Source organism: Providencia sp. PROV_01 (assembly GCF_053098325.1).
Map to the genome: position 1 here is coordinate 780,095 of NZ_JBRFKD010000002.1, position 20,461 is coordinate 800,555.

Below are 20,461 nucleotides of genomic sequence, written 5' to 3' on the forward strand. Positions count from 1 at the left end.
CTTTTTCAGCTAACATCCCTTATGAATTATTTATTGGAATGATATGTTAATGAGATAACGCCAATAAATAGGTCATGGTGATGAAATTACGTTCTTTTCTGTTAGTTCTCTATGTTAGCGGTATTTCCCTTGCGCAAGCTGGCAATACCGTTGAAGCACCTTCTGCGAAAGATAAGCCAAATGCGCTACAGGCGCAGCCTAAAAGTACGCCAATTCCTGATGAATTCAAAGCAAAATTGCAACTAGCAAATGCCGGAGATGAAGAAGCAATGGTGGATGTTGGGCTTGCTTATATGGATGGGACTGAGTTTTTAGCTGCCAATGAGCAAGAGGCTTATCGTTGGTTTAAAAAGGTAGCTGACCGAGATAATACAGATGGCGATTACTACCTTGGAATGTTGTTGCACAATCAGGAAAAGTACCAACAAGCGGAACAATGGTATCGCCGAGGTGCCGAAAAAGGTGATGCTTATTGCCAATATGCGATGGGTTACTTATATGAACATGGTATTGGGGTAGAGCGAAATTTAAAACAAGCGAAAGCATGGTATACAGAGGCCGCAGAGCAAGAACACGCTAACGCACAGTTTGCGATGGGACTGTTTTATCATGATGGGCTAGGTGGTGATACCGATTACCAAAAGGCGAGAGAATGGTATGAAAGAAGTGCGGGAAATAATATTGCTGCCGCTGTGAATAATTTAGCGGTGATGTATGAAAATGGCGAAGGTGTAGAGCCGGACGACGAAATGGCGATTTACTTATATCGCCAAGCCGCCAATATGGGCTCTGCGACAGCACAAGTGAATATGGGTGACTTTTATCAAGAAGGCCATAGTGCAATAGAAAAGAATAGCTACCAAGCGATGTACTGGTATAAACGCGCTGCGCAACAAAATAGTATTGCAGCCCAACTGGCGATTGCGAAAGCCTATGAACAAGGTGATGGCGTTGGAAAAGACCTCGCTGAAGCCTTTATCTGGTATGAACGTGCGGCACAAAACAAATCCCAAGATGCAGGAATGAAAGTGGCTGAATTCTATGAAAAAGGGTTAGGTGGCGTTAAAAAAGACCCTGAAAAGGCCATTGAATGGTATATGTCACTTGCTAACAGTGATGGTAATGCAGCTCAAATTAAGTTAGCGAAGATGTATGTGTCTGGTGAGTTGAAAAATGTGGATGTCAATAAAATTGTGAGTTGGCTGCAACTGGCACAAGAAGATAGCATCGAAGCTCAAAACCAGTTAGCTATCTTTTATTTAACGGGAACGGGTGTAGCGAAAAACTCACAGAAAGCTCGGCAATTGCTGGAAAAAGCGGCATTTAAAAAGAACAGCGATGCACAAAATAACCTTGCGGTGATGTATGCACGAGGCGAGGGGGGCGAAAAAAATATTTTCCGTTCGGTAATGTGGTTTGAGCGAGCAGTAGAACTCGGTAATGAAACAGCAAAAGGAAATTTAGCGCTTTTAACACAGAATAAAGGTGTGACGGGCAAAATGTTGCAATACACCAACAGTGTTGCGCAACCCAGTAAAAATACGGGAAGGGATTAATTTTATAATAGAGAAGGCGATCGTGATGATCGCCTTTTGGTATTTTGATCAAACTTCGACACTATTCAAATAAGTTACTGTGCAAGGTACGAACGATCTCTTCAGCATCATTCCCAGGAACCAATAAACAAATATTGTGGCTACTTGCGCCATAGCTGATCATGCGAATATTGAATGACTCAAGTGCGCCAAAAATTTGCCTTCCTAGGCCATTCACTTGCGACAGCTCATTACCAATGATTGCGACGAGCGCTAAATTCTCTTCTACTTCGACACGACATAATGCGGATAACTCTGTCATCAGCGCATTGGTGAGTAAGCTGCCGTTAGTTCCCGTTGAACCCGTTGTATCTAAGGTTAGTGCAACACTGACTTCTGACGTCGTAATTAAATCCACTGAAATATTGTGGCGCAGTAAAATGGTGAAAATTTCCGCTAAGAAGCCTCGCGCATGCAGCATTTTTAGGCTGTGTAAGGTGAGTAGCGTTTGTTTGCGGCGCAGTGCTAATGCCCTAAATTGTGGTGGATTAGTGGTTTTATCACACACAATGGTACCGCCAGCTTCGGGAGCTTTACTTGAACCAACAAAAACAGGGATCCCGGCACGTACTGCAGGAAGGAGTGTCGCTGGATGCAAAATTTTTGCACCAAAAGTCGCCATTTCAGCGGCTTCATCGAAAGCAATTTCATCAATCCGTTGGGCACTCGGTACGACGCGAGGGTCTGTGGTGTAAATTCCAGGAACATCAGTCCAAATATCGACACGTGATAAATTAAGTACTTCAGCTAACAGAGCGGCAGTGTAGTCACTTCCACCACGGCCAAGCGTTGTCGTGCGGCCTTTTTCATCACGGCCAATAAACCCTTGGGTGATCACAACCGATTCGGCAAGGCGCGGCATGAGTTGTTGTTCTGACAATGTTTTTAGCTGAGCTAGCTCTGGTTCAGCACGACCAAAGCTGTCATTCGTTCTCATCACTTTGCGTACATCAAACCATTGGGAATTAGCATTACGTTGGCGTAGTACTTCAACAAATAGTAAGGTTGACATTAATTCGCCATGGCTGACCATTTCATCCGTTAATGCATCGGAAGTGGCTAAAGCAGCCGAATCAGCTAAATGTGCAATATTATCAAGTAACCGATTGATTTCTTCACGAATAACATCAGCTGTTTGTAGATTATCAATAATTGCATATTGAATATCTTTCACTTTTTTCAGCAGTTCATTGCGTTTATCCGCATCGCAGCCTTCAGCCAGTTCGATTAATAAATTGGTAATGCCAGCAGAAGCTGAAAGTACCACAACTCGCACATTTGGGTTGGAAAGAACGATATTGGCGCTGTTGTTCATCGCTTCAAAGTTAGCGACGCTGGTGCCGCCAAATTTGGCGATAACATACTGATGGTTGTCTGTTGAAGGCGCTGCGGTATTCATGGTGTCAATCCCTTTGGTTAAACCTAATCTTTATATAGATTTATCGGGTAAATGGGATTGCGTCAATCAAGAATCGAAGTAAATCAGTAATTCTAATGATAGGTAATTTATTATCGGTTTTCTCAATATACTCGTCATACTTCAAGCTGCGTGGGTGTTGACTGCGTTCATTGAATTATTGAGAGCATATACCTGCTATTTTTTAAGTGGTATGCATTGAAAGTGCGTATTTCAATAAAAGGGGTAATTAAGTCTGGAAAAGTGCGGCAGAATTGGGGAATATCAATATAACGCAGAAAACCGATAAGTCTCGTTTTCGTGACGGGGTACAATCTATTTCTATTTAATATTATTTGGAGAGTGTTATCCATGAGAAGTATTAATCCAAGCCAAACGGCTGCATGGCGGGCGCTAGAGCAACATTTTGCGCAAATGAAAAATGTTCATATGCGCGATTTGTTTGCACAGGATAAAGACCGCTTTACTCATTTTTCGGCGACGTTCGATGGTCAAATCTTAGTGGATTTCTCCAAAAATAGAATTACACAAGAAACATTGGAACATTTATTAGCCTTAGCAAAAGAAACAGAGCTAGAAAGCGCTATCAACAGCATGTTCCAAGGTGAGAAAATTAACCGTACAGAAGACCGTGCGGTATTACATACTGCTTTGCGCAACCGCGATAACACCCCTGTTTATGTCGATGGCAAAGATGTCATGCCTGAAGTGAATGCGGTATTGGATAAAATGCAGCAATTTAGTCAGCGCATTATCAGCGGTGATTGGAAAGGGTACACCGGTAAAGCGATTACTGATGTTGTGAACATCGGTATTGGTGGTTCAGACCTTGGTCCATTTATGGTGACAGAAGCACTACGTCCATACAAAAACCACCTAAATATGCACTTTGTATCGAATGTGGATGGTACACAAATTGCGGAAACGCTGAAAAAACTGAACCCAGAAACGACACTGTTTTTAATTGCGTCAAAAACCTTTACAACGCAAGAAACCATGACTAATGCGCATTCTGCTCGTGATTGGTTCTTGGCTGCGGCAAAAGATGAAAGCCAAGTTGCTAAGCATTTTGTGGCGCTTTCAACGAATAGCGAAGAAGTTGCGAAATTTGGTATTGATACCAACAATATGTTTGAATTCTGGGATTGGGTTGGTGGCCGCTATTCATTATGGTCAGCAATTGGTTTATCGATTATTTTATCGGTTGGCTTTGATAATTTCGTTCAATTATTGAGCGGCGCCCATGCGATGGATAAACATTTTACCCAAACTCCATTAGAAAAAAACATCCCAGTATTGTTGGGTTTGATTGGCATTTGGTACAACAATTTCTTTGAAGCAGAAACTGAAGCGATTCTGCCATACGACCAATACATGCATCGCTTTGCCGCATACTTCCAACAAGGCAATATGGAGTCGAACGGTAAATATATTGGTCGTGATGGAAAACCTGTTACTTATCAAACTGGTCCAATTATTTGGGGGGAGCCAGGAACCAATGGCCAACATGCGTTTTATCAGTTGATCCACCAAGGAACGAAGATGATCCCATGTGATTTTATCGCACCTGCGGTAACTCATAACCCGTTAGGGGATCACCATGAAAAATTGTTATCGAATTTCTTTGCGCAAACCGAAGCACTAGCATTTGGTAAAACTCGTGAAGTGGTCGATGCTGAATTTGCTGCACAAGGTAAAAATGTAGCAGATATGGAATATGTTGCGCCTTATAAAGTGTTTGAAGGCAACCGTCCAACTAACTCTATTTTATTGAAATCAATTACACCATATTCGTTAGGTGCATTGATTGCCATGTATGAGCACAAAATTTTCACCCAAGGGGCGATTTTAAACATCTTTACTTTCGACCAATGGGGGGTTGAATTAGGTAAACAGCTCGCAAGCCGTATCCTGCCTGAATTAGAAAATAGTGATACCGTGAGTAGCCATGATAGTTCGACCAATGGTTTGATTAATAGCTATAAAGCTTGGCGATAAATTACTAACGTATTATTTAAATACTTCAATATAAGGTAGGAGCTTCCTGCCTTATATTGTTTAGTCGACATTTTGTTTAATTGAACGATTGTTTAATCGACTATTTTTCAAGCAACTAAATCTATTTTGTTAAGATATTAATGAATTTTATTATTATCGATAACTAGCTAGTATTTAAAAAACTTTTTACTATATTTTTACATTTTGTGTTGAAAATGTGACTTTTTATATAAATTGTTAGCTAACTTTAACCTTGTCGTAAAACAACGTGATATCCTATTGTGTAAGAAATACAGTAAATCATAACCATGTTATTCATGGTGGAATTTTAAGTAATGGATGAAACGCTTTTTACTTCTCAGCCGATTCACTGGCTGGCGGAGAACGATAAAATAGTGCCTGCCAATGTATTAGATTGGCTATTAGAGCTTGGCTCCATGACAAAACGTTTTGAGCAACATAGCCAGCAAGTTACCGTGATACCTTATTTAGAGCGCTATGTATCGCAAGATAAGCTAAGTGCGGATGAAGTGCAGTCTTTACCTGAAAGCCAGCGTTATTGGGTCAGAGAAGTTGTCATGTATGGAGATGGTATCCCTTGGTTACTGGGCCGAACGGTAATCCCTGAAGAAACACTGACTGATGATGACCAGCAGCTGGTGGATATTGGGAGAATGCCGTTAGGGCGTTATTTATTTAGCCGTGACAGCTTAACTCGAGATTATATTCATATTGGTTCTTGCGCAAACCGTTGGGTACGTTGTTCTCGGTTAAGATTATCGGATAAACCCTTATTATTAACCGAAATATTTTTACCTGAATCACCTGCATATCGTTAACTATCCTAAGTATTTTGAATTTTCAGGTTTCTGCAATGACACTATGCCAACAAATATAAATCAGTAAGTTGCAGAGGTTGGTGGTATTAAAATATACCCAATTTGAAGTATGATGGAATTCGAAAAGGAGCACGACAAAGTGGAGGGAAGTATGACGCTCAGTAAATGGCATGCATACAGCCGTTTAATGCGTATTGATAGACCCATTGGTTCACTGTTGCTATTGTGGCCGACGTATTGGGCATTATGGATTGCGGCTCAAGGTACGCCAAGTTTACATCTTTTAATTGTATTTACTGCCGGCGTATTTTTTATGCGTGCAGCTGGTTGTGTTATTAATGACTTTGCTGACCGTCATTTTGATGGCCACGTAGAGCGGACTAAACACCGCCCACTCCCGAGTGGTGACGTGACAGAAAAAGAAGCAAAAATATTGTTTGCAAGTTTAGTGGGTGTGTCCTTCTTGCTGGTTTTAACTTTAAATTTAATGACAATTTGGTTGTCCATTGCGGCGCTTGCTTTGGCATGGATTTACCCTTTTGTTAAAAGAGTCAGTCATTTACCTCAGGTTGTACTGGGCGCAGCATTTGGCTGGTCGATTCCAATGGCTTTCTCTGCGGTGGGTGAAACACTCCCGTTAGTATGCTGGGTATTGTTTTTCATAAATATTATTTGGTCAGTGATTTACGACACGCAATATGCCATGGTTGACCGTGACGATGATTTAAAAATCGGCGTGAAATCAACAGCCATTTTATTTGGCCAGTATGACAAATTAATTATTGGGTTACTGCAATTACTGATGGTCGGCTTGCTGGTGGCTGTGGGATCATTGGCTGCTCTGGGGAGCATTTACTATTTTTCTCTGGCGCTGGTTGTGGGGTTATTTGCTTATCAGCAAAAACTGATGGTCAATAGAGAGCGTGCTCCCTGTTTTAAAGCTTTTATGAATAATAACTATGTTGGTTTTATCTTATTTGTCGGAATTTTTTTGAGTTATTGGTAAACAGGTTGTTGACGATTAACAGGAGTATGCTTTTCAGCTTTTCCTCTCAATGGCTGGAAAAACCCTAACCAAATGGCTAGGGTTTTGAGTGAGCAAATTACTAACGCTGCAGTACTATTTTAGACGATGTCGCGTGGGCAAATTTGCCGTTTGGAAAATCAACGCGGACCACAAGATAAATAGTTTCCCCGATACTGGATACTGCATTATTTCCAAACTTTATAGTGTTTCCGTCGTCAGTAACAATTGAACCACTGTAAGTCTTCTTACCAACCTGATACTTTCTTGTCACATTAATATTTTCGTTCTTGTATTCACTGATGATTATTGATATCGGTTTGCCATAACCGAGGTGCGAATAATTTATCACCATATTGTACCCATATCCGGAGCGATTCCCTATTTGGTTGCCGTTATATATTTCTACTAGATGTGATGGTATTGCTTTAGCTACAGTGACCTTATTCGATTGAACTTGCGCACCTGTACTCGGTGTTCCGCTTGATGAGCGAGGGATGACATTGAAATAAATTTCACACCCTATATCTGCATCTTGTATGTGATAAGTTCTGCTTGTTGATATCGCCTGATGATTCTTGTTACGCAAACAGAACCACTCGAAACTGGTTCCACTCTCAGGATCGCTCGGGCTGTCCCCATCATGGTAGCGATAATTTCCGGTCAGTAATCTACCAGGCTCTGGCTGACCATCAATTTTCACATCATGAGCTTCTGGTGCCAGCCCTCTAGTAGTGAGAGTTGATGAAGTGAATATAGCGCCAGTTGCTGGTTCTGTGATTTTAGGGTCGGTTTGTGGCGTGACCTCGACCGACAGTTGTTTTCCATTGCCATCGCCGGGGACGAGTTTATAGCTATTTTGCGTGGCTCCTGAAATATTTTTACCATCGAGTTTCCATTGAAAAAGTGATGTTTCTAATGCATCCTTATCTGCATCCGTTATCTTTGGATCAGCGGTGACCGTGTCATTAACGGCGGGTGTCTTATTATTAAATTGAACATCAGTCACGACAGGTGCATGACCGATAACGGGAAGCGTTTGGGTATTGACTTCGATCACAGAAGCGGATACGCCTCCTACGATGACCAATCCTGCTGCCAACGTTATCAGACGAATAAGGGGGATAATTTTTGTCCTCTCTGCCATTTTATGAATATCCTATTCTGTTATCGCAGTGTGTTATGGGTGCTTATTATCAAAAATACCGCAGCGAAATGTTTCGCTGCGGGGGATAGTGATTATTTGTTCGAAACGATAACCTGAATTTTACGTTTCTGCTCTGCGCTCTTAACCGTGTATGTTGCTGTGGTTGCACCTGAAATATCTGTGTATTTGCTCGAATTCACAGAGTCTTGAATCTGCCACTTGTAAGTCAGGTTATTATCACAAGTCCCGTGACAGGTGACATTTGCTTTCAGCGAATCACCAACCAGCGGTCGTGACCCAGCTCCAGTGAGACCCGAAATAGTTACTGATTTCACGATATTGCCATTCACTGTTGGGATATTAGTGCCGCCCACTATTGTCTTACCACCGATATCGATGAAGGTTGCTGCTGCTACGGCTACACTCTCTGACGGCTCCGTCTTAGCTGGATCCGTTTTTGCGACGGCCTTAACGGTAATGTTTTTACCTAACAATGCCGATGTCAGTTTCAGCATGTCGCTCGTTTGCCCTGCAATAACATTTTTGCCGTCATGCCATTCATAGACGATAGACACTAGTGTATCGTTGTCTTTATCACTGAAGTCAAAACCTGACGCTTTCAACTCATCATTCTCACCTAATACACCGTCATTGTTCTTATCTGTGGCCGTGATGGTACCCGCTTTTAGCTCTGGTGCATGACCAATAACCGCAGTTGTTGCTGGGGAGGTTATCGAGATCGGAGTCTGAGTCGTGGCAGCGAGTGCCGATGTACCAAAAGTCATGCCTAACACGGCTCCCGCAATCAGGACAGATAGGTTGTTTTTGCGGATCATTGGGGTTTGTTGATTTTTGTTGCTCATCTAATTATTACCTTATATTTTAAATTTATTAAGTTGCCCTATAGGCGTATTTATTGTGCGGTCGCTCGCAACCTGCGTTTTTGCGTGTCTGCGGTGACTGTATATGTCATGGCTGTAGCGCCATTAATCGCTTGATACTGTCCTGATCCTTGTATTGTCTCCACTTCCCATTGCCAAGCTGTCGGCAAAATGCAGTTGACTTGGCACTCTGGTGTTGCTGTTAGGACATCCCCAACGACGGGGCGCTTTTTTATAACACTGCCGTTATGAAATATTTGTAATCCTACGGGGGCTGCCATCACTTCTATTTTTGTTGACGCTAGATTGATCCCCTCTACCTTCGGACTAAAAATGAGGGTGCCCGGCAATTTTCCAGTGGTGATGGTGGTGGTATAAACACCCGGTGCCGTTTCTTTCAACGCCTCCAACTTAACGCCACTTTGCGAAGGCGATAGTGATGACCCGCCTTTTTGTGTCGTGAAGGCGAACGGCAACTGAATCGATGAAGCCAATTTAGTCATCGGTGCATTCTGCTCATCCCGCATCGTCAGCGTTAATACCTCCGACTGATCGACATTCAGTACACCTGATCCAACAGTCAAACTTGAGTAGCGGTTAGAAAACCCTGCGTCGACAATCACTTTTATATAGGCCGGTTTTGATGCATTTCCCTTTCCATCCCATGCAATAGCACTTAGGGTATAAGTATTGCTTTTACCCGCCTGCCAAGCAGGTAGGCGAATTTGCCAAGCTGTTAAACTTTTGCCAACAGACTGTACTTTCCCACCGTTGGATGAAAACTCTGTCAGCATTCCCCATTTCACACGTTCAGCACCATATTTCGCTTTTAAGATAGCGCTCAGTGACTGTAGGCTGGCACCTCGACCACGGATTTCCTGCGGCAGTATTAAACTGATCAAATCCTGTTTACGGTATTCGAGTACAATGTTGTTATTGCGCTCAACCAGTGCCATTAGGCTGCCTGAGAGCGAACGCAGGCGAGCAACTGAACTCGATGATATTTGGTCTTTCCAAGGCACACCGAATGAATAGGTCAGTTGTGCCTGAAGTTGCAGATCATCAGTTCCTTGTCCTGTACGCCAGTCAGCCCCAAGGGTAATTAATGGAATAGGTGTGTAATTCAACCCTACAGTCATTGTTTTTGGCGACTTACTACGAGAGTCCTTACCTTTCATTGCCACTTCATCACCGAAATATTGTTCATATTTCAGTTTGCCACCAAGTTGTGGATAAGATGGCAACCAAGCACTGGCGGTCATATCAAATCCGTTGGCGGGGCGTTCATCGTAGTCGTCAAAATCCCGTGACTGATGCCAGTTGTTGAGTCGCAGATAACCATTGGTTGAAAAGCGTAGATTATCGGACCACAATTCTCCGCCAATACCGAGTCGGCTGTTCCCACCTGTAATATCAGCGTCATAAAAGGTGTTGACGCCATACATCCATTGCTCATTGAACCGACGAGCGCCCACTCCTAAGTTTAGGGTGGTGCGATCATTAAGGTTCCGACCTCCTAACTGGGTGAACACCAGCCAATCTGGGTTTTGATATACAGGTAACAGCATGTCGGCAGACAGCGTACTTTGTGACAGTTTATCTCCCGGCTGTACACTAATTTGTGCGGTACCATATTGATTTAACCAACTCTCCATGGTTGATGACGCTGTGCTCACCGCCATATCCTTGGCCTGTTTAGTCAGGTACTCCTCTGCACTTTGTGTGTTCATCGCTTGGAAAAAGTTAGGGGCAGTTTGGGCCAACCAGTTCTCAATTTCACTATCTGAGTCGTTTACTTGTACACCTTTCTTCGTCGTTTTATCTGTCGTATTGGCGATGTAAGTGCTTGGTACATCGATTTGATCTCCAGCTGAAAGTTGTTCAAAAGCGCGGGCGAAATTGCGTTTTTGATTTAATGTTTTTAATTCCTCCACCGTCAGATTGTATTGATGAGCCACACTGTGAACGGTCTCTCCTGTCTGCAGGTGGTAAGGCTTCACTTTGATTCTATCTACAAACCCAGTAGCAAAGACTGAACCAGTTGGTATGATGGATACGGACAGTAAAACGGGAATCAATAAGGGCATCTGAGATGATTTGATACTGTAACGGTTAATACCAAAAATCATTTATTTATTCCTTTTATTCCTTCCTTTAAGTCGTTGTTTCCATAATTAGGATATTTCCATTGTGAATAAATGAACTATCAAAGGTGCTAAACACCAATAATAGAGTGAGATAAGCAGATATTGAGTTGCTGTTATAAATTTCAGTTATGTAATCTAATGCCTCATTTTGGTGGTGGATGTTAATACTCGACTCAATGATTGCATTTCGTCTTGCGGTGAAATTTATATATTTAGATTGATAATGTGAACGTACTTGTTTGGACTAAATAAGAAGTCATAGAGAGTGGGGTTAATTAAGAAATGATAATTTATTATGAATTGAAATTATTTTTTGATATTTACCATATTTCAAACTGTGTGTTTTTTTGAATTTATTTGTTATTTATCAATTTTTTATGTTGGGTTTTGGCGGCTTTTCTTTTATTAAAATAATATTGAATACACATAAAAATCGCCTATCCTTCTAGCTATCAATATTAGGTATTGGCTGTTTTGGTTAGTGTGGTGGAATTCGATACTTTTTCAGTGAGTCCTATATATAGGAACCAAAAGTAAGCGCCATTGGTTTGGATTTCTTTAACGAAGCGATGCTCAGAGATAATACCAGATAAATAATTCAGCAACATCACCTTGATTAATCGAACTCAGTGGTTTCAAAAAACAATTCATCATTGGTGCGGCACTTCGAATTATTTAGGACATAGATTATTGTTAGCGCTAGCTCTATTAAATAAAAGGGGTAATGTGAATAACATTACCCCTTTTACTTATTTAGCTCCAAGATTTCTAGTCTGCATTTGTTTCAGTTTCTGTATTCTTCTCTATCGCAGTGGAAAACTCATCGTCTTGGCTAACACTTTCAATAGTTAAACGGATCTCAGGTGACATCAAGCGAGCCAGAACGGCATACAGTTTCTGTGCATTGGTTACAAAGATATCATTTTCATTATTATCAATGTAGCCTTCCTCCCTTAGGGTATCGACCAATGTCGAGAATACCGCTTTATCAAAGAATTCAGGAGCGTTAATACCGTGTAAAACAGAAAGGCGTTGCGCAAGGATACGGCTTTGTTTTTCCAGTGTATTACGGCTAATTTCCGGGCTCGCATTGAGTAATGACAATGTGATTGCATAACGTTGCAAAGTCTCACGAACGCCTGCTGCTAAGAGCTGTAATGGGCGAATACGGCGAGGATTTAGCACCACCACATCATCTTCTTTTAAGCAAATTAGCTTTTGGTTATTCAGTTCATCAATTAGTGTATCTACCGTCTCATGTAGCTCATCACTGTTATAACGCATAAACAGTTCTGCTTTTAAGAACGGGTAAATTTGGCCTACTTGATAGTGAATGTCTTGGCGGCTTATGCGTTCATGGTGTAACACAATGCTAGTTATTAGCGATGGTAATACTAATAAATGATGGATATTGTTACGGTAATAGGTCATCAAGACGGCATTTTCGCGAGGAAGAATGATAATATCCCCCATGCTGTCTTTTTCGACTTCAAATTTATCCATGTGCAAAGCATGTTCTAACAATTGCTCGGCCGTTTTATTTGGCGTTGTAGCATCTGCGGTGTATGGCACATTGCGCAATAATTGCAGGTAACAGTCGACTTGTTCAACTAGTTGCTCACGAGTCAGTGAGCGTTGACGAGAAGCCAGTAACGCAGTCGCACACAGGTTAATCGCATTGGCTGCGGCTGCATTATTAATATTGACCATAATGTTATCAGCTAACGAACTGACCGTTGGGTTTAGCCAAGTTGGTCTTTGTGGTTCGATAGGGTCGATAGAGTCGCGCCAATCAGGTACACGCTGGTTGAGATAGTGTGGAAGCGAAATTGGCTGGCCAAAGTTAACATAGCCTTGGCCTAGGTTGCGCAATTTACGTAAGCCGCGAACCATAGAGAAAAAGCCTTCTTTCTCTTTTTCTGCACCGCGCAGTTCTTTGGCGTAAGTACCCACTTCCATCACATGCTCATACCCGATGTAGATAGGAACAATGGTGATAGGGCGTGAGTCACCGCGCAACATCGCTTGTAACGTCATGGAGAGAGTACCCGTCTTAGGCTGTAACAAACGACCGGTACGTGAGCGCCCACCTTCCACAAAGTACTCGATGGAGTAACCTCGGGCAAATAGCTCACTTAAATATTCACGGAAAACGGTCGAATACAGTTTATTGCCTTTGAACGTTCGGCGAATAAAAAAGGCCCCTAAACGACGGAAAATAGGCCCAGCAGGCCAGAAATTGAGGTTGATCCCCGCGGCAATATGGGGTGGAACTAGCCCTTGATGGTATAGCACATATGAGAGCAGTAAGTAGTCCATATGGCTACGGTGGGATGGCACATAAACGATTTCATGGCCGTCTTGTGCTAGCTGGCGGACTCGTTCAGCGTGCTGAACATTAATGCCTTGATAAAGGCGATTCCAAGTCCAACTAAGAACCCTATCCGTTAAACGTACTGCTTCATAAGAGAAATTGGCTGCGATTTCTTCCATCATCCCAACGGCATTTTGCTGAGCTTTTTTGAGTGGAATTTTTTTACTGCGCGCTTCGTCTTCAACGGCTTTTTCAATTGCTTTTGACGTCAATAACTTATTAAACAGCTCATAACGTGCAGGGAGTTTAGGCCCAACTGCTGCGAGACGTTGGCGCGAATAGTGAATACGTGCGACACGAGCAAGTTTGTTGGCAATAATGGTGTCTGTACCGTGGTCTTGTGCCATTTTCCCAATTGAGACAATCGGAGATAAACGTACGAAGCTGTCACGTCCTAACCATAAAACGGCGAAGAATTTTTGGATGCCATTTAACAGTTTCAGTGGTGGTGCTGGGGTATGGCCTTCACGACCAGGTGAGCGCCCAAACATCACGGATGCCGGTAGCATTTGAATATCTAGATTTGGGTTGTTTTTATGCAAATCTAAATAAGCATGGAATGTTTTTACTGAATCCTTACGTGGATTCGGTGAATAATAGCGAAAAACACGTGGGCCATCATCGATAAAAACGTAGGCCGGAAGCTTCGTTCCATTGATATCATTGTCGACCAGCGGGTCTGGCAGACCAATAGCTAAGCATTGGTGCCGTAGCGTGAGGAGGTCAGACTTCGAATGATAAGGTAATACGTATAGGGTTGGCCTGTTGACATCAAGCTGCAACTCAGTGATGGGATCCGAAGGAATTAGTTTACTTTTTACCAATAATTTAAGTGGTAAATTCAACGTGTTGTAATATATTTTACGCCATAGTGACATAAATGATTATAGCCTCTTGTTAACAATGCTGCGCAATCATACCAGAAATACATGGTTAGATCTGTTACTGACAATTCACTTTGACCGTAAAAATCGATTATTGTTTGTATTTTTTAAGGAATAAATATGGCGAGTCAAGTTAAGGGCTTCACGCGAGTGATTAAAGCTGCGGGGTATTCCCTTAAAGGTTTGAAGGCAGCTTGGGTTAATGAAGCCGCATTTAGGCAAGAATCTGTTGCTGCAATTATCGCGATTTTTATCGCATTTTATTTAGATATCAGCTATATAGATAGGATTTTGTTAGTGAGTTCTGTTGTTCTGGTGGCAATAGTCGAATTACTGAATAGCGCGATAGAAGCCGTAGTTGACCGTATCGGAAGTGAATATCATGAACTTTCAGGGAGAGCTAAAGATATTGGTTCTGCCGCGGTATTTGTGAGTATCGGTTTAGCGTTGTTTATTTGGGTACTCGTATTATGGCAGCGCTATTTCCCTGGTTAAGGTGTTTGGTTACTTAATCAGGTAAAAAGAAAATAAATCGATAACAAATGCTTAAATTGAGCGATTTAACTGTTCCAAATCTTCATTTACCTGTATATACTCACAGCTTGACTGTATAAACAAACAGGGGAACGGAATGAAAGCACTGACGGCTCGACAACAGCAGGTTTACGATCTAGTGCGTGACCACATTTCGCAGACGGGTATGCCTCCTACACGCGCTGAGATAGCAGCAAGCCTTGGTTTTCGTTCGCCTAATGCGGCAGAAGAGCATTTAAAGGCCTTAGCGCGTAAAGGGGTTATTGAAATCGTCTCAGGTGCATCTCGAGGTATTCGTCTGCTTCTTGAAGAAGAAACCGAAGATCAGGGGTTACCTCTGATTGGACGTGTAGCCGCTGGCGAACCATTATTAGCACAGGAACATATTGAGAGCCACTATCAAGTTGACCCTGAGCTGTTTAAACCACATGCAGATTTCTTATTGCGTGTGAATGGGATGTCCATGAAAGATATTGGTATTATGGATGGCGATTTATTAGCTGTGCATAAAACACAAAATGTACATAACGGGCAAGTAGTGGTTGCACGTATCGAAGATGAAGTCACTGTTAAACGTTTTAAGCAACAGGGTAACCGTGTTGAGTTAATAGCAGAAAACCCAGAATTCGAACCTATTGTTGTTGACTTGCGTCAGCAAAATTTCACTATTGAAGGTTTAGCGGTTGGGGTTATTCGTAACAGTGATTGGTATTAATTTTCGTTAGCAACCAGCTGTGTTACAGACGGTGAAGACGATTGCAGGCAGATTTCATGGTTTTATTCTGAAGTCTGCCTGTTTTGTTTCCTTTCTTATATTTTTCTCTTCTCTATTTTCTCTTTGCATTTCATCAAACGATCTAGCAGTCCGGCTATTTACTTTTTCTTAGGGGTTACAGGTTGTTCGTGGTTATGATGACAATGTTCATGATCTTGGCAGCTATTCACTTCGTCGCAATTTTTACATAAACCATGGTTTTCCACTACGGTATGCCTTAAGCGGAATTGGTGTTCATCTGCCAAATTAATAATTGCGGCTTCTATCGTTGTGCAATCACTTTCCGTTACGCTTCCGCACTGGTCGCAAATTAACATAACAGAGATATGGCTTGGGTTATCAAAATGGTGACAAACAACATAGCTGTTGGTTGATTCGATTTTATGGATAAAACCTTGCTCCATTAAGAACTCAAGGCCACGATAAACGGTAGGTGGCTTAGCCTGAGGTTCAATTTCACGTAGTAAGTCGAGTAAATCATAAGCACTGATCGCACCATGCTGTTGTGCTATTAGGCTCAATACCGTTTCTCTCTGTGGTGTCAACCTGACGCCTCTTGATTGGCAAATATGTTCTGCCATCGCAAGAACTTTTTTTTCACTCATCTTTTCCATTTTACTGACCCCACCCGTTGAAAAATGCAAATGTTTACTGCACACAAGTTTATCACAGTTTCTTGAACTATTGAGAATCAAGAGATGAATGCGGTGCTATCAAAAAATTTTAGCTTTGCTGAGTTTTTTTGACTAATAAATAAAATATAAAAAATGATATTTAATTTTATTTAAAAATAAACAGATAAAATGAAACATATATTAAACAAATTTATTATAAATTCATAACTCATGATGAACAATTAATTGAAAGATTTAGTTTTAATTTGATGTAATTTTAATTAAGACTTATCTTGCCTTTAATTTACAACCTTCTTTTCTCACCCTCTAAAGCTTACTTTATGGGGTTTATGTTTATTATTTTTGCAGGAGCACAGATTAATCTTATTTTATTTATATAATATTAGGCAATGATTAAAGTCATTGCCTAATATATTTAGATTAGTATTTATATTCAATACCTAACCAATAATTACGACCCTCTTCGATATACCCATTAGTATATTCATATGATTTATCGAATAAGTTATTAACTGATGTATTAACAGATATTCCTTGTCCAAAGTCATAATCTAAACGTAGGTCAGTTTTGGCATATCCACGCACTTTGCTATCTGCATCGACATAATTAAAGGCCCAGCTTCTTGCTTCTTCGGTTACAGTGATGCTGAATGGCTCATAAGGGGTAAATTTCACCCAAGCGAAGGCTTTGTGGATAGGTAATTCAGCAACATGTTTAACGCTGTAGTGTTTTGGATCAGCATGAATGTAGCCGTAACTTAAACCCGCTTCCAACCAATCGGTAATTTGCCCGTTAGTCCCTAAATCAATGCCAAAGTAGTCAACTTTGCCGCTGTTACGATTTTCGAGTATATAACCTCCATCCTGATTAGTACCGACACGATGCGCCATAATGGCATCAGTTACATGGTTATAATAGAGACTTGAAGTATATGACCAAGTGGGTGAGATATGTCCCTTGTAAGTCAAATCATAGGTAAGAGCACGCTCAGTATCGATATGTGGGTTAATGACGAATGTGTCGTCACTTTTCATTTTTTCTTTGGTATAACGCTCTTTTTGCGTTGGGAAACGGCTTCTTTCTGATATAGAAAATTGAACGGTATCTTTATTTTCTAAATGATAGCGAGCCATGACTTCCCAGTTGAACGCATGTTGGCTATTGCCATCGTATTTTTCAAAATCACCAGATTTGTAATCATAGCGCTTACCATCAGCACTTTTGCGCCAGTCATAGCCAATACCACCAATAATATCTAAGTTATCCATGGCAACCCATTGATATTCGGTAGCAATAGAATAGGTATTATCTTTATAGCGGTCGAATGGGACATCTCTTTTGGCGCGTGCACGGTGGACATCTTCTTTCCAGTGTGCAGCAAATGACAGCATATCTAATTCACGCACGGTGAAGTCAACACGCATGTCAGCACCGTTACTGTAATCATCGTAACGGCTGTAGTTATAAAGGCCTTTTTCGTAATCTTTGACAGATTTATACTGATGAAGCGTATTTTTGAACGTATCGTGGTATAGGCGACTCTGTAAGGCGATATCGTCGGTGACTTGGGTTGTACCGTTGAAATAAATGCTTTCTTTATCATAAGCAGGCCACTGCCAAATTTGTTGTTTTTTATTCGTTACGCTAGGTGGACTATTTTTATCACCCTCTTGTTTTAAATAAGTCACGACGTATTCATCTGCTTCTCGTGGTGTCCAGCCTACTTTCACCATCATACGTTTGTCATCAGTTGCTGAATTCGGGCGACGGCCATTATTACCCGCTAATGGGTTATTATTTTCTGAGCCCGGTATTCCCATAAAGCGCTGCTTATATTGACTGCCACTGACTTGAATAAAGCCGAGATCGTTACGCCCCCCTAAACGTGCGCTGATATTGTGGGCGTTATCTGCACCGCGAGCAAAACCTTGGTTTAAGCTAATATTGGCTTCAAAGGGTTTTTGAGGCGTGGCGGTGGTTAAGTTGATAGCCCCGCCCATCAGGTTCGGGCCTTGTAATAGAGAGGTATAGCCGGTAGATAGCTCTACGCTGGCTAGCTCGCTAGTCATAAAGCGGCCAAGGTCTAGCGTACCGTCATAAGGCACGTAAGTTGGAATACCATCAAAGAAAATAGGTACTTGGCGGCTATCAAAACCACGTACATTGACTTGAGTTTCATTGCGGTTTCCTGATTTTTGAATAGAAACTCCTGGCATGGTACTCAGCGCCTGTGCGACGTTTGTTTTATTCAGCTGCTTCATTTGGTTTTCTGTGATGATGTTAGCATCAGCGGCAAGCGGGGTGCTCCAAACGGACATCACATCGGTATTTTTTTCAGTGTTAGGTGAGGCTGCGTAGCCCTGTGTCGTGAATAAAGCCATCCCAATCCAATAGGTAATTTGTTTTATTTTCATTATGTCTTTCCAGTTTTGTAAATAACGATATATTATTTTTTATACAACGATATGCGTCATTAACCATAGGTGGATGCAGCCTACGGGGTAGGCTGTTTTTACGAACGGTTTTTCTGACGCTAACTTCTTAGCTTACTGCTTAAAGATCTTCACTTTTATATCTCGGGGTGCTGCGTAGTAAGGCGCGGATGTAACTAAGAGTGATACACCAGTTTGCGCGAATGCTTCTATTGTTTTTAAATTAATTCCACCTGCAATCGATAGCTGGCAAGGCCGGTTTTGCTGCTTGGTGAGTTCTTGTAGTTGCTGAATTTGTTCAATAGGCAGTTTATCGAGTTGTACAATATCGGCTTGCGCATTGATTGCAAGAATGGCCTGTTCGTAATCATCGGCCTCGACAATAATCATTTTTTCTGGGGCTGCTTGGCGCAGTGTTTTTATATGGCTTGCCCAATCATCTGGATTTTCAAGGCATTGACGATGGTTGGTGAACAGTAAAATGCTTTCTGCGCTACCCGCTCGATGAATAATAGCGCCCCCTGCCAAAATCGCAGTTAAGGCAAGAGGCTTGGTATAAGGAATAGTTTTTCGAGTACACGCAAGCTGCCCATCCGGTTGATATTGGCGCAAAATACTGACCATTTGCTGGGTGTAGTGGCTGACACCACTACACCATTCAAGCACGTTTTGCACCGCTTTCCAGCCTTGATGCAAGGCTTCAATCGGCCCAGTGGCAGAAATTAAAACACTTTGCGGCTCAACAAGTTGGCCATCTTGAAAGTGGCAATCACAAGTGATCCCCAGTTTCTCTAGCATGCGTTTGGCGATAATCAGCCCACTGATACAACCTCCGAATTTGGATGTAAAGGTTATTACACCCATTTGAGAGTGCAAGCCGAGTGCCCGTGTGGTGAGGTCACCGTATTGAATGTCATCTAGCAGTAGTTGGTCGATTAATGTATCGGGTAGGTAAATCATAATGTCAGTTCCGATTCATCAACCACATCCCAAGATACCATCGCCCAATCTCTGGATGGATAAGGAATTGTTTTACCTAAATCCGTTTGTTCATCATAGTACTTACGTAAGATAGCGGTTTCTTCTGGTGTGATATTTTTAAGAGACCAATTGACGCTGTCAGCGAAAGTGTCAAAGCTATCAAACCCACCTTTCTTAGGACTTTTGATAAAATCAACGCGCGCATTAATGCCCATTTGATGCAAAATATTCACGGCGTAAATGTAGGTTGGCAAACGAATAACTTCGCGGCCTATCTTGCGAATAATGTGTTCATCAATAAATGTTGGGTTGATGGTATGAGTGGTGTAAACCCGTAATTTTGTTTGGCGATTGAGCTTGAGTAAAGCGGCTTTTAAATCATCAACGAGTGTTGAACGCGATGCCACTGAAATATCCACTTTTGGCAATGAACTCCAATCATCTTCCCATGCGAGTACTTCAAAGCGTGCATGGTGAATAGCGAGTTCTTTTGCGCGCAGTTCAGCCATCTCAAGCATGCCACGACTATAATCAATACCAATAACATCTTTGAATTCATTCGCAAGACACAGACTGATGGAGCCAGGGCCGCAGCCCACATCAAGCAGTGTTTCAGCACCTGTTAAATCCATTAATTTGCGAAACTGGACTAAATATGGGTCATTGGGGTTAGCGCAAGTTTGCGCCATTTGTTGTGCTTTTTTATCCCAATGTTCCGGTTCTTTACGGCTTCGTTGAGCTTGTTGCATATGTTGCTGGTACATTTTTGCAAAATCGATTTGATTGATTAACATGGC

Annotated in this window: 16 protein-coding genes; 6 read left to right on the top strand and 10 right to left on the bottom strand. The window is 41.8% G+C overall.

Features of this window, described 5'->3' with window-relative positions:
• Positions 1–80 precede the first annotated feature (80 nt).
• Positions 81–1,556, top strand: a complete 1,476-nt coding sequence (locus ACU696_RS04315) for a tetratricopeptide repeat protein (protein ID WP_109913079.1) — start codon at positions 81–83, stop codon at positions 1,554–1,556.
• Between the two features lie 61 nt (positions 1,557–1,617).
• On the opposite strand, the gene lysC is transcribed toward ACU696_RS04315, so the two are convergent.
• On the bottom strand, positions 1,618–2,994 hold the full coding sequence (lysC, locus tag ACU696_RS04320) for a lysine-sensitive aspartokinase 3 (protein ID WP_004915235.1): 1,377 nt from the start codon (positions 2,992–2,994) through the stop codon (positions 1,618–1,620).
• A gap of 369 nt (positions 2,995–3,363) precedes the next feature.
• Here lysC and pgi point away from each other — a divergent pair, with 369 nt between their 5' ends.
• From pgi to ubiA, 3 genes are all read left to right on the top strand, one after another.
• Positions 3,364–5,010: a glucose-6-phosphate isomerase gene (gene pgi, locus ACU696_RS04325; RefSeq protein WP_123382739.1), complete on the top strand. Its 1,647-nt coding sequence runs from the start codon at positions 3,364–3,366 to the stop codon at positions 5,008–5,010.
• A 335-nt stretch (positions 5,011–5,345) separates the two neighbouring features.
• A complete protein-coding gene (gene ubiC, locus ACU696_RS04330) occupies positions 5,346–5,849 on the top strand; it encodes a chorismate lyase (RefSeq protein ID WP_004915228.1) in 504 nt (167 codons plus the stop codon).
• A 151-nt stretch (positions 5,850–6,000) separates the two neighbouring features.
• Positions 6,001–6,855 (top strand): 4-hydroxybenzoate octaprenyltransferase, encoded by an 855-nt coding sequence (gene ubiA, locus ACU696_RS04335; protein ID WP_196719075.1) that lies wholly within the window; start codon positions 6,001–6,003, stop codon positions 6,853–6,855.
• 100 nt (positions 6,856–6,955) lie between these two features.
• Here the strand turns inward: ubiA and ACU696_RS04340 are convergent, their stop codons facing one another.
• The 5 genes from ACU696_RS04340 to plsB form a co-directional block, all read right to left on the bottom strand.
• Positions 6,956–8,020, bottom strand: coding sequence for a hypothetical protein (locus ACU696_RS04340; RefSeq protein ID WP_209102610.1), 1,065 nt, complete (start codon positions 8,018–8,020; stop codon positions 6,956–6,958).
• 92 nt (positions 8,021–8,112) lie between these two features.
• A complete protein-coding gene (locus ACU696_RS04345; RefSeq protein ID WP_209102612.1) occupies positions 8,113–8,883 on the bottom strand; it encodes a ZirU family protein in 771 nt (256 codons plus the stop codon).
• A 50-nt stretch (positions 8,884–8,933) separates the two neighbouring features.
• Entirely contained in the window at positions 8,934–10,859 is a 1,926-nt protein-coding gene (locus ACU696_RS04350; RefSeq protein ID WP_209102614.1) for an inverse autotransporter beta domain-containing protein, read from the bottom strand.
• A 647-nt stretch (positions 10,860–11,506) separates the two neighbouring features.
• Positions 11,507–11,659, bottom strand: a complete 153-nt coding sequence (locus ACU696_RS04355) for a transposase (protein WP_162617350.1) — start codon at positions 11,657–11,659, stop codon at positions 11,507–11,509.
• 157 nt (positions 11,660–11,816) lie between these two features.
• Complete coding sequence (gene plsB, locus ACU696_RS04360) at positions 11,817–14,300, bottom strand: glycerol-3-phosphate 1-O-acyltransferase PlsB (RefSeq protein ID WP_109913070.1); 2,484 nt, start codon at positions 14,298–14,300, stop codon at positions 11,817–11,819.
• Between the two features lie 126 nt (positions 14,301–14,426).
• On the opposite strand from plsB, the gene ACU696_RS04365 reads away from it, so the two are divergent.
• Positions 14,427–14,801: a diacylglycerol kinase gene (locus ACU696_RS04365; protein ID WP_004915220.1), complete on the top strand. Its 375-nt coding sequence runs from the start codon at positions 14,427–14,429 to the stop codon at positions 14,799–14,801.
• A 136-nt stretch (positions 14,802–14,937) separates the two neighbouring features.
• Entirely contained in the window at positions 14,938–15,555 is a 618-nt protein-coding gene (lexA, locus tag ACU696_RS04370) for a transcriptional repressor LexA (protein WP_004915217.1), read from the top strand.
• 158 nt (positions 15,556–15,713) lie between these two features.
• Here the strand turns inward: lexA and zur are convergent, their stop codons facing one another.
• The 4 genes from zur to ACU696_RS04390 all read right to left on the bottom strand — a co-directional run bounded on the left by zur (position 15,714) and on the right by ACU696_RS04390 (position 20,458).
• Complete coding sequence (gene zur / locus ACU696_RS04375; RefSeq protein WP_004915213.1) at positions 15,714–16,229, bottom strand: zinc uptake transcriptional repressor Zur; 516 nt, start codon at positions 16,227–16,229, stop codon at positions 15,714–15,716.
• A 441-nt stretch (positions 16,230–16,670) separates the two neighbouring features.
• A complete protein-coding gene (locus ACU696_RS04380; protein ID WP_196724043.1) occupies positions 16,671–18,665 on the bottom strand; it encodes a TonB-dependent receptor plug domain-containing protein in 1,995 nt (664 codons plus the stop codon).
• A 132-nt stretch (positions 18,666–18,797) separates the two neighbouring features.
• On the bottom strand, positions 18,798–19,643 hold the full coding sequence (gene modD / locus ACU696_RS04385; protein WP_109913067.1) for a ModD protein: 846 nt from the start codon (positions 19,641–19,643) through the stop codon (positions 18,798–18,800).
• A complete protein-coding gene (locus ACU696_RS04390) occupies positions 19,640–20,458 on the bottom strand; it encodes a class I SAM-dependent methyltransferase (protein ID WP_109913066.1) in 819 nt (272 codons plus the stop codon). Before ACU696_RS04390 ends, modD begins: the two co-directional genes overlap by 4 nt.
• Positions 20,459–20,461: the final 3 nt, after the last annotated feature.

Coding starts and splice junctions, on each gene's coding strand:
- ACU696_RS04315 (WP_109913079.1), top strand. CDS start 81: ATGAAATTACGTTCTTTTCTGTTAGTTCTCTATGTTAGCGGTATTTCC.
- lysC (WP_004915235.1), bottom strand. CDS start 2,994: ATGAATACCGCAGCGCCTTCAACAGACAACCATCAGTATGTTATCGCC.
- pgi (WP_123382739.1), top strand. CDS start 3,364: ATGAGAAGTATTAATCCAAGCCAAACGGCTGCATGGCGGGCGCTAGAG.
- ubiC (WP_004915228.1), top strand. CDS start 5,346: ATGGATGAAACGCTTTTTACTTCTCAGCCGATTCACTGGCTGGCGGAG.
- ubiA (WP_196719075.1), top strand. CDS start 6,001: ATGACGCTCAGTAAATGGCATGCATACAGCCGTTTAATGCGTATTGAT.
- ACU696_RS04340 (WP_209102610.1), bottom strand. CDS start 8,020: ATGGCAGAGAGGACAAAAATTATCCCCCTTATTCGTCTGATAACGTTG.
- ACU696_RS04345 (WP_209102612.1), bottom strand. CDS start 8,883: ATGAGCAACAAAAATCAACAAACCCCAATGATCCGCAAAAACAACCTA.
- plsB (WP_109913070.1), bottom strand. CDS start 14,300: ATGTCACTATGGCGTAAAATATATTACAACACGTTGAATTTACCACTT.
- ACU696_RS04365 (WP_004915220.1), top strand. CDS start 14,427: ATGGCGAGTCAAGTTAAGGGCTTCACGCGAGTGATTAAAGCTGCGGGG.
- lexA (WP_004915217.1), top strand. CDS start 14,938: ATGAAAGCACTGACGGCTCGACAACAGCAGGTTTACGATCTAGTGCGT.
- zur (WP_004915213.1), bottom strand. CDS start 16,229: ATGGAAAAGATGAGTGAAAAAAAAGTTCTTGCGATGGCAGAACATATT.
- ACU696_RS04380 (WP_196724043.1), bottom strand. CDS start 18,665: ATGAAAATAAAACAAATTACCTATTGGATTGGGATGGCTTTATTCACG.
- modD (WP_109913067.1), bottom strand. CDS start 19,643: ATGATTTACCTACCCGATACATTAATCGACCAACTACTGCTAGATGAC.
- ACU696_RS04390 (WP_109913066.1), bottom strand. CDS start 20,458: ATGTTAATCAATCAAATCGATTTTGCAAAAATGTACCAGCAACATATG.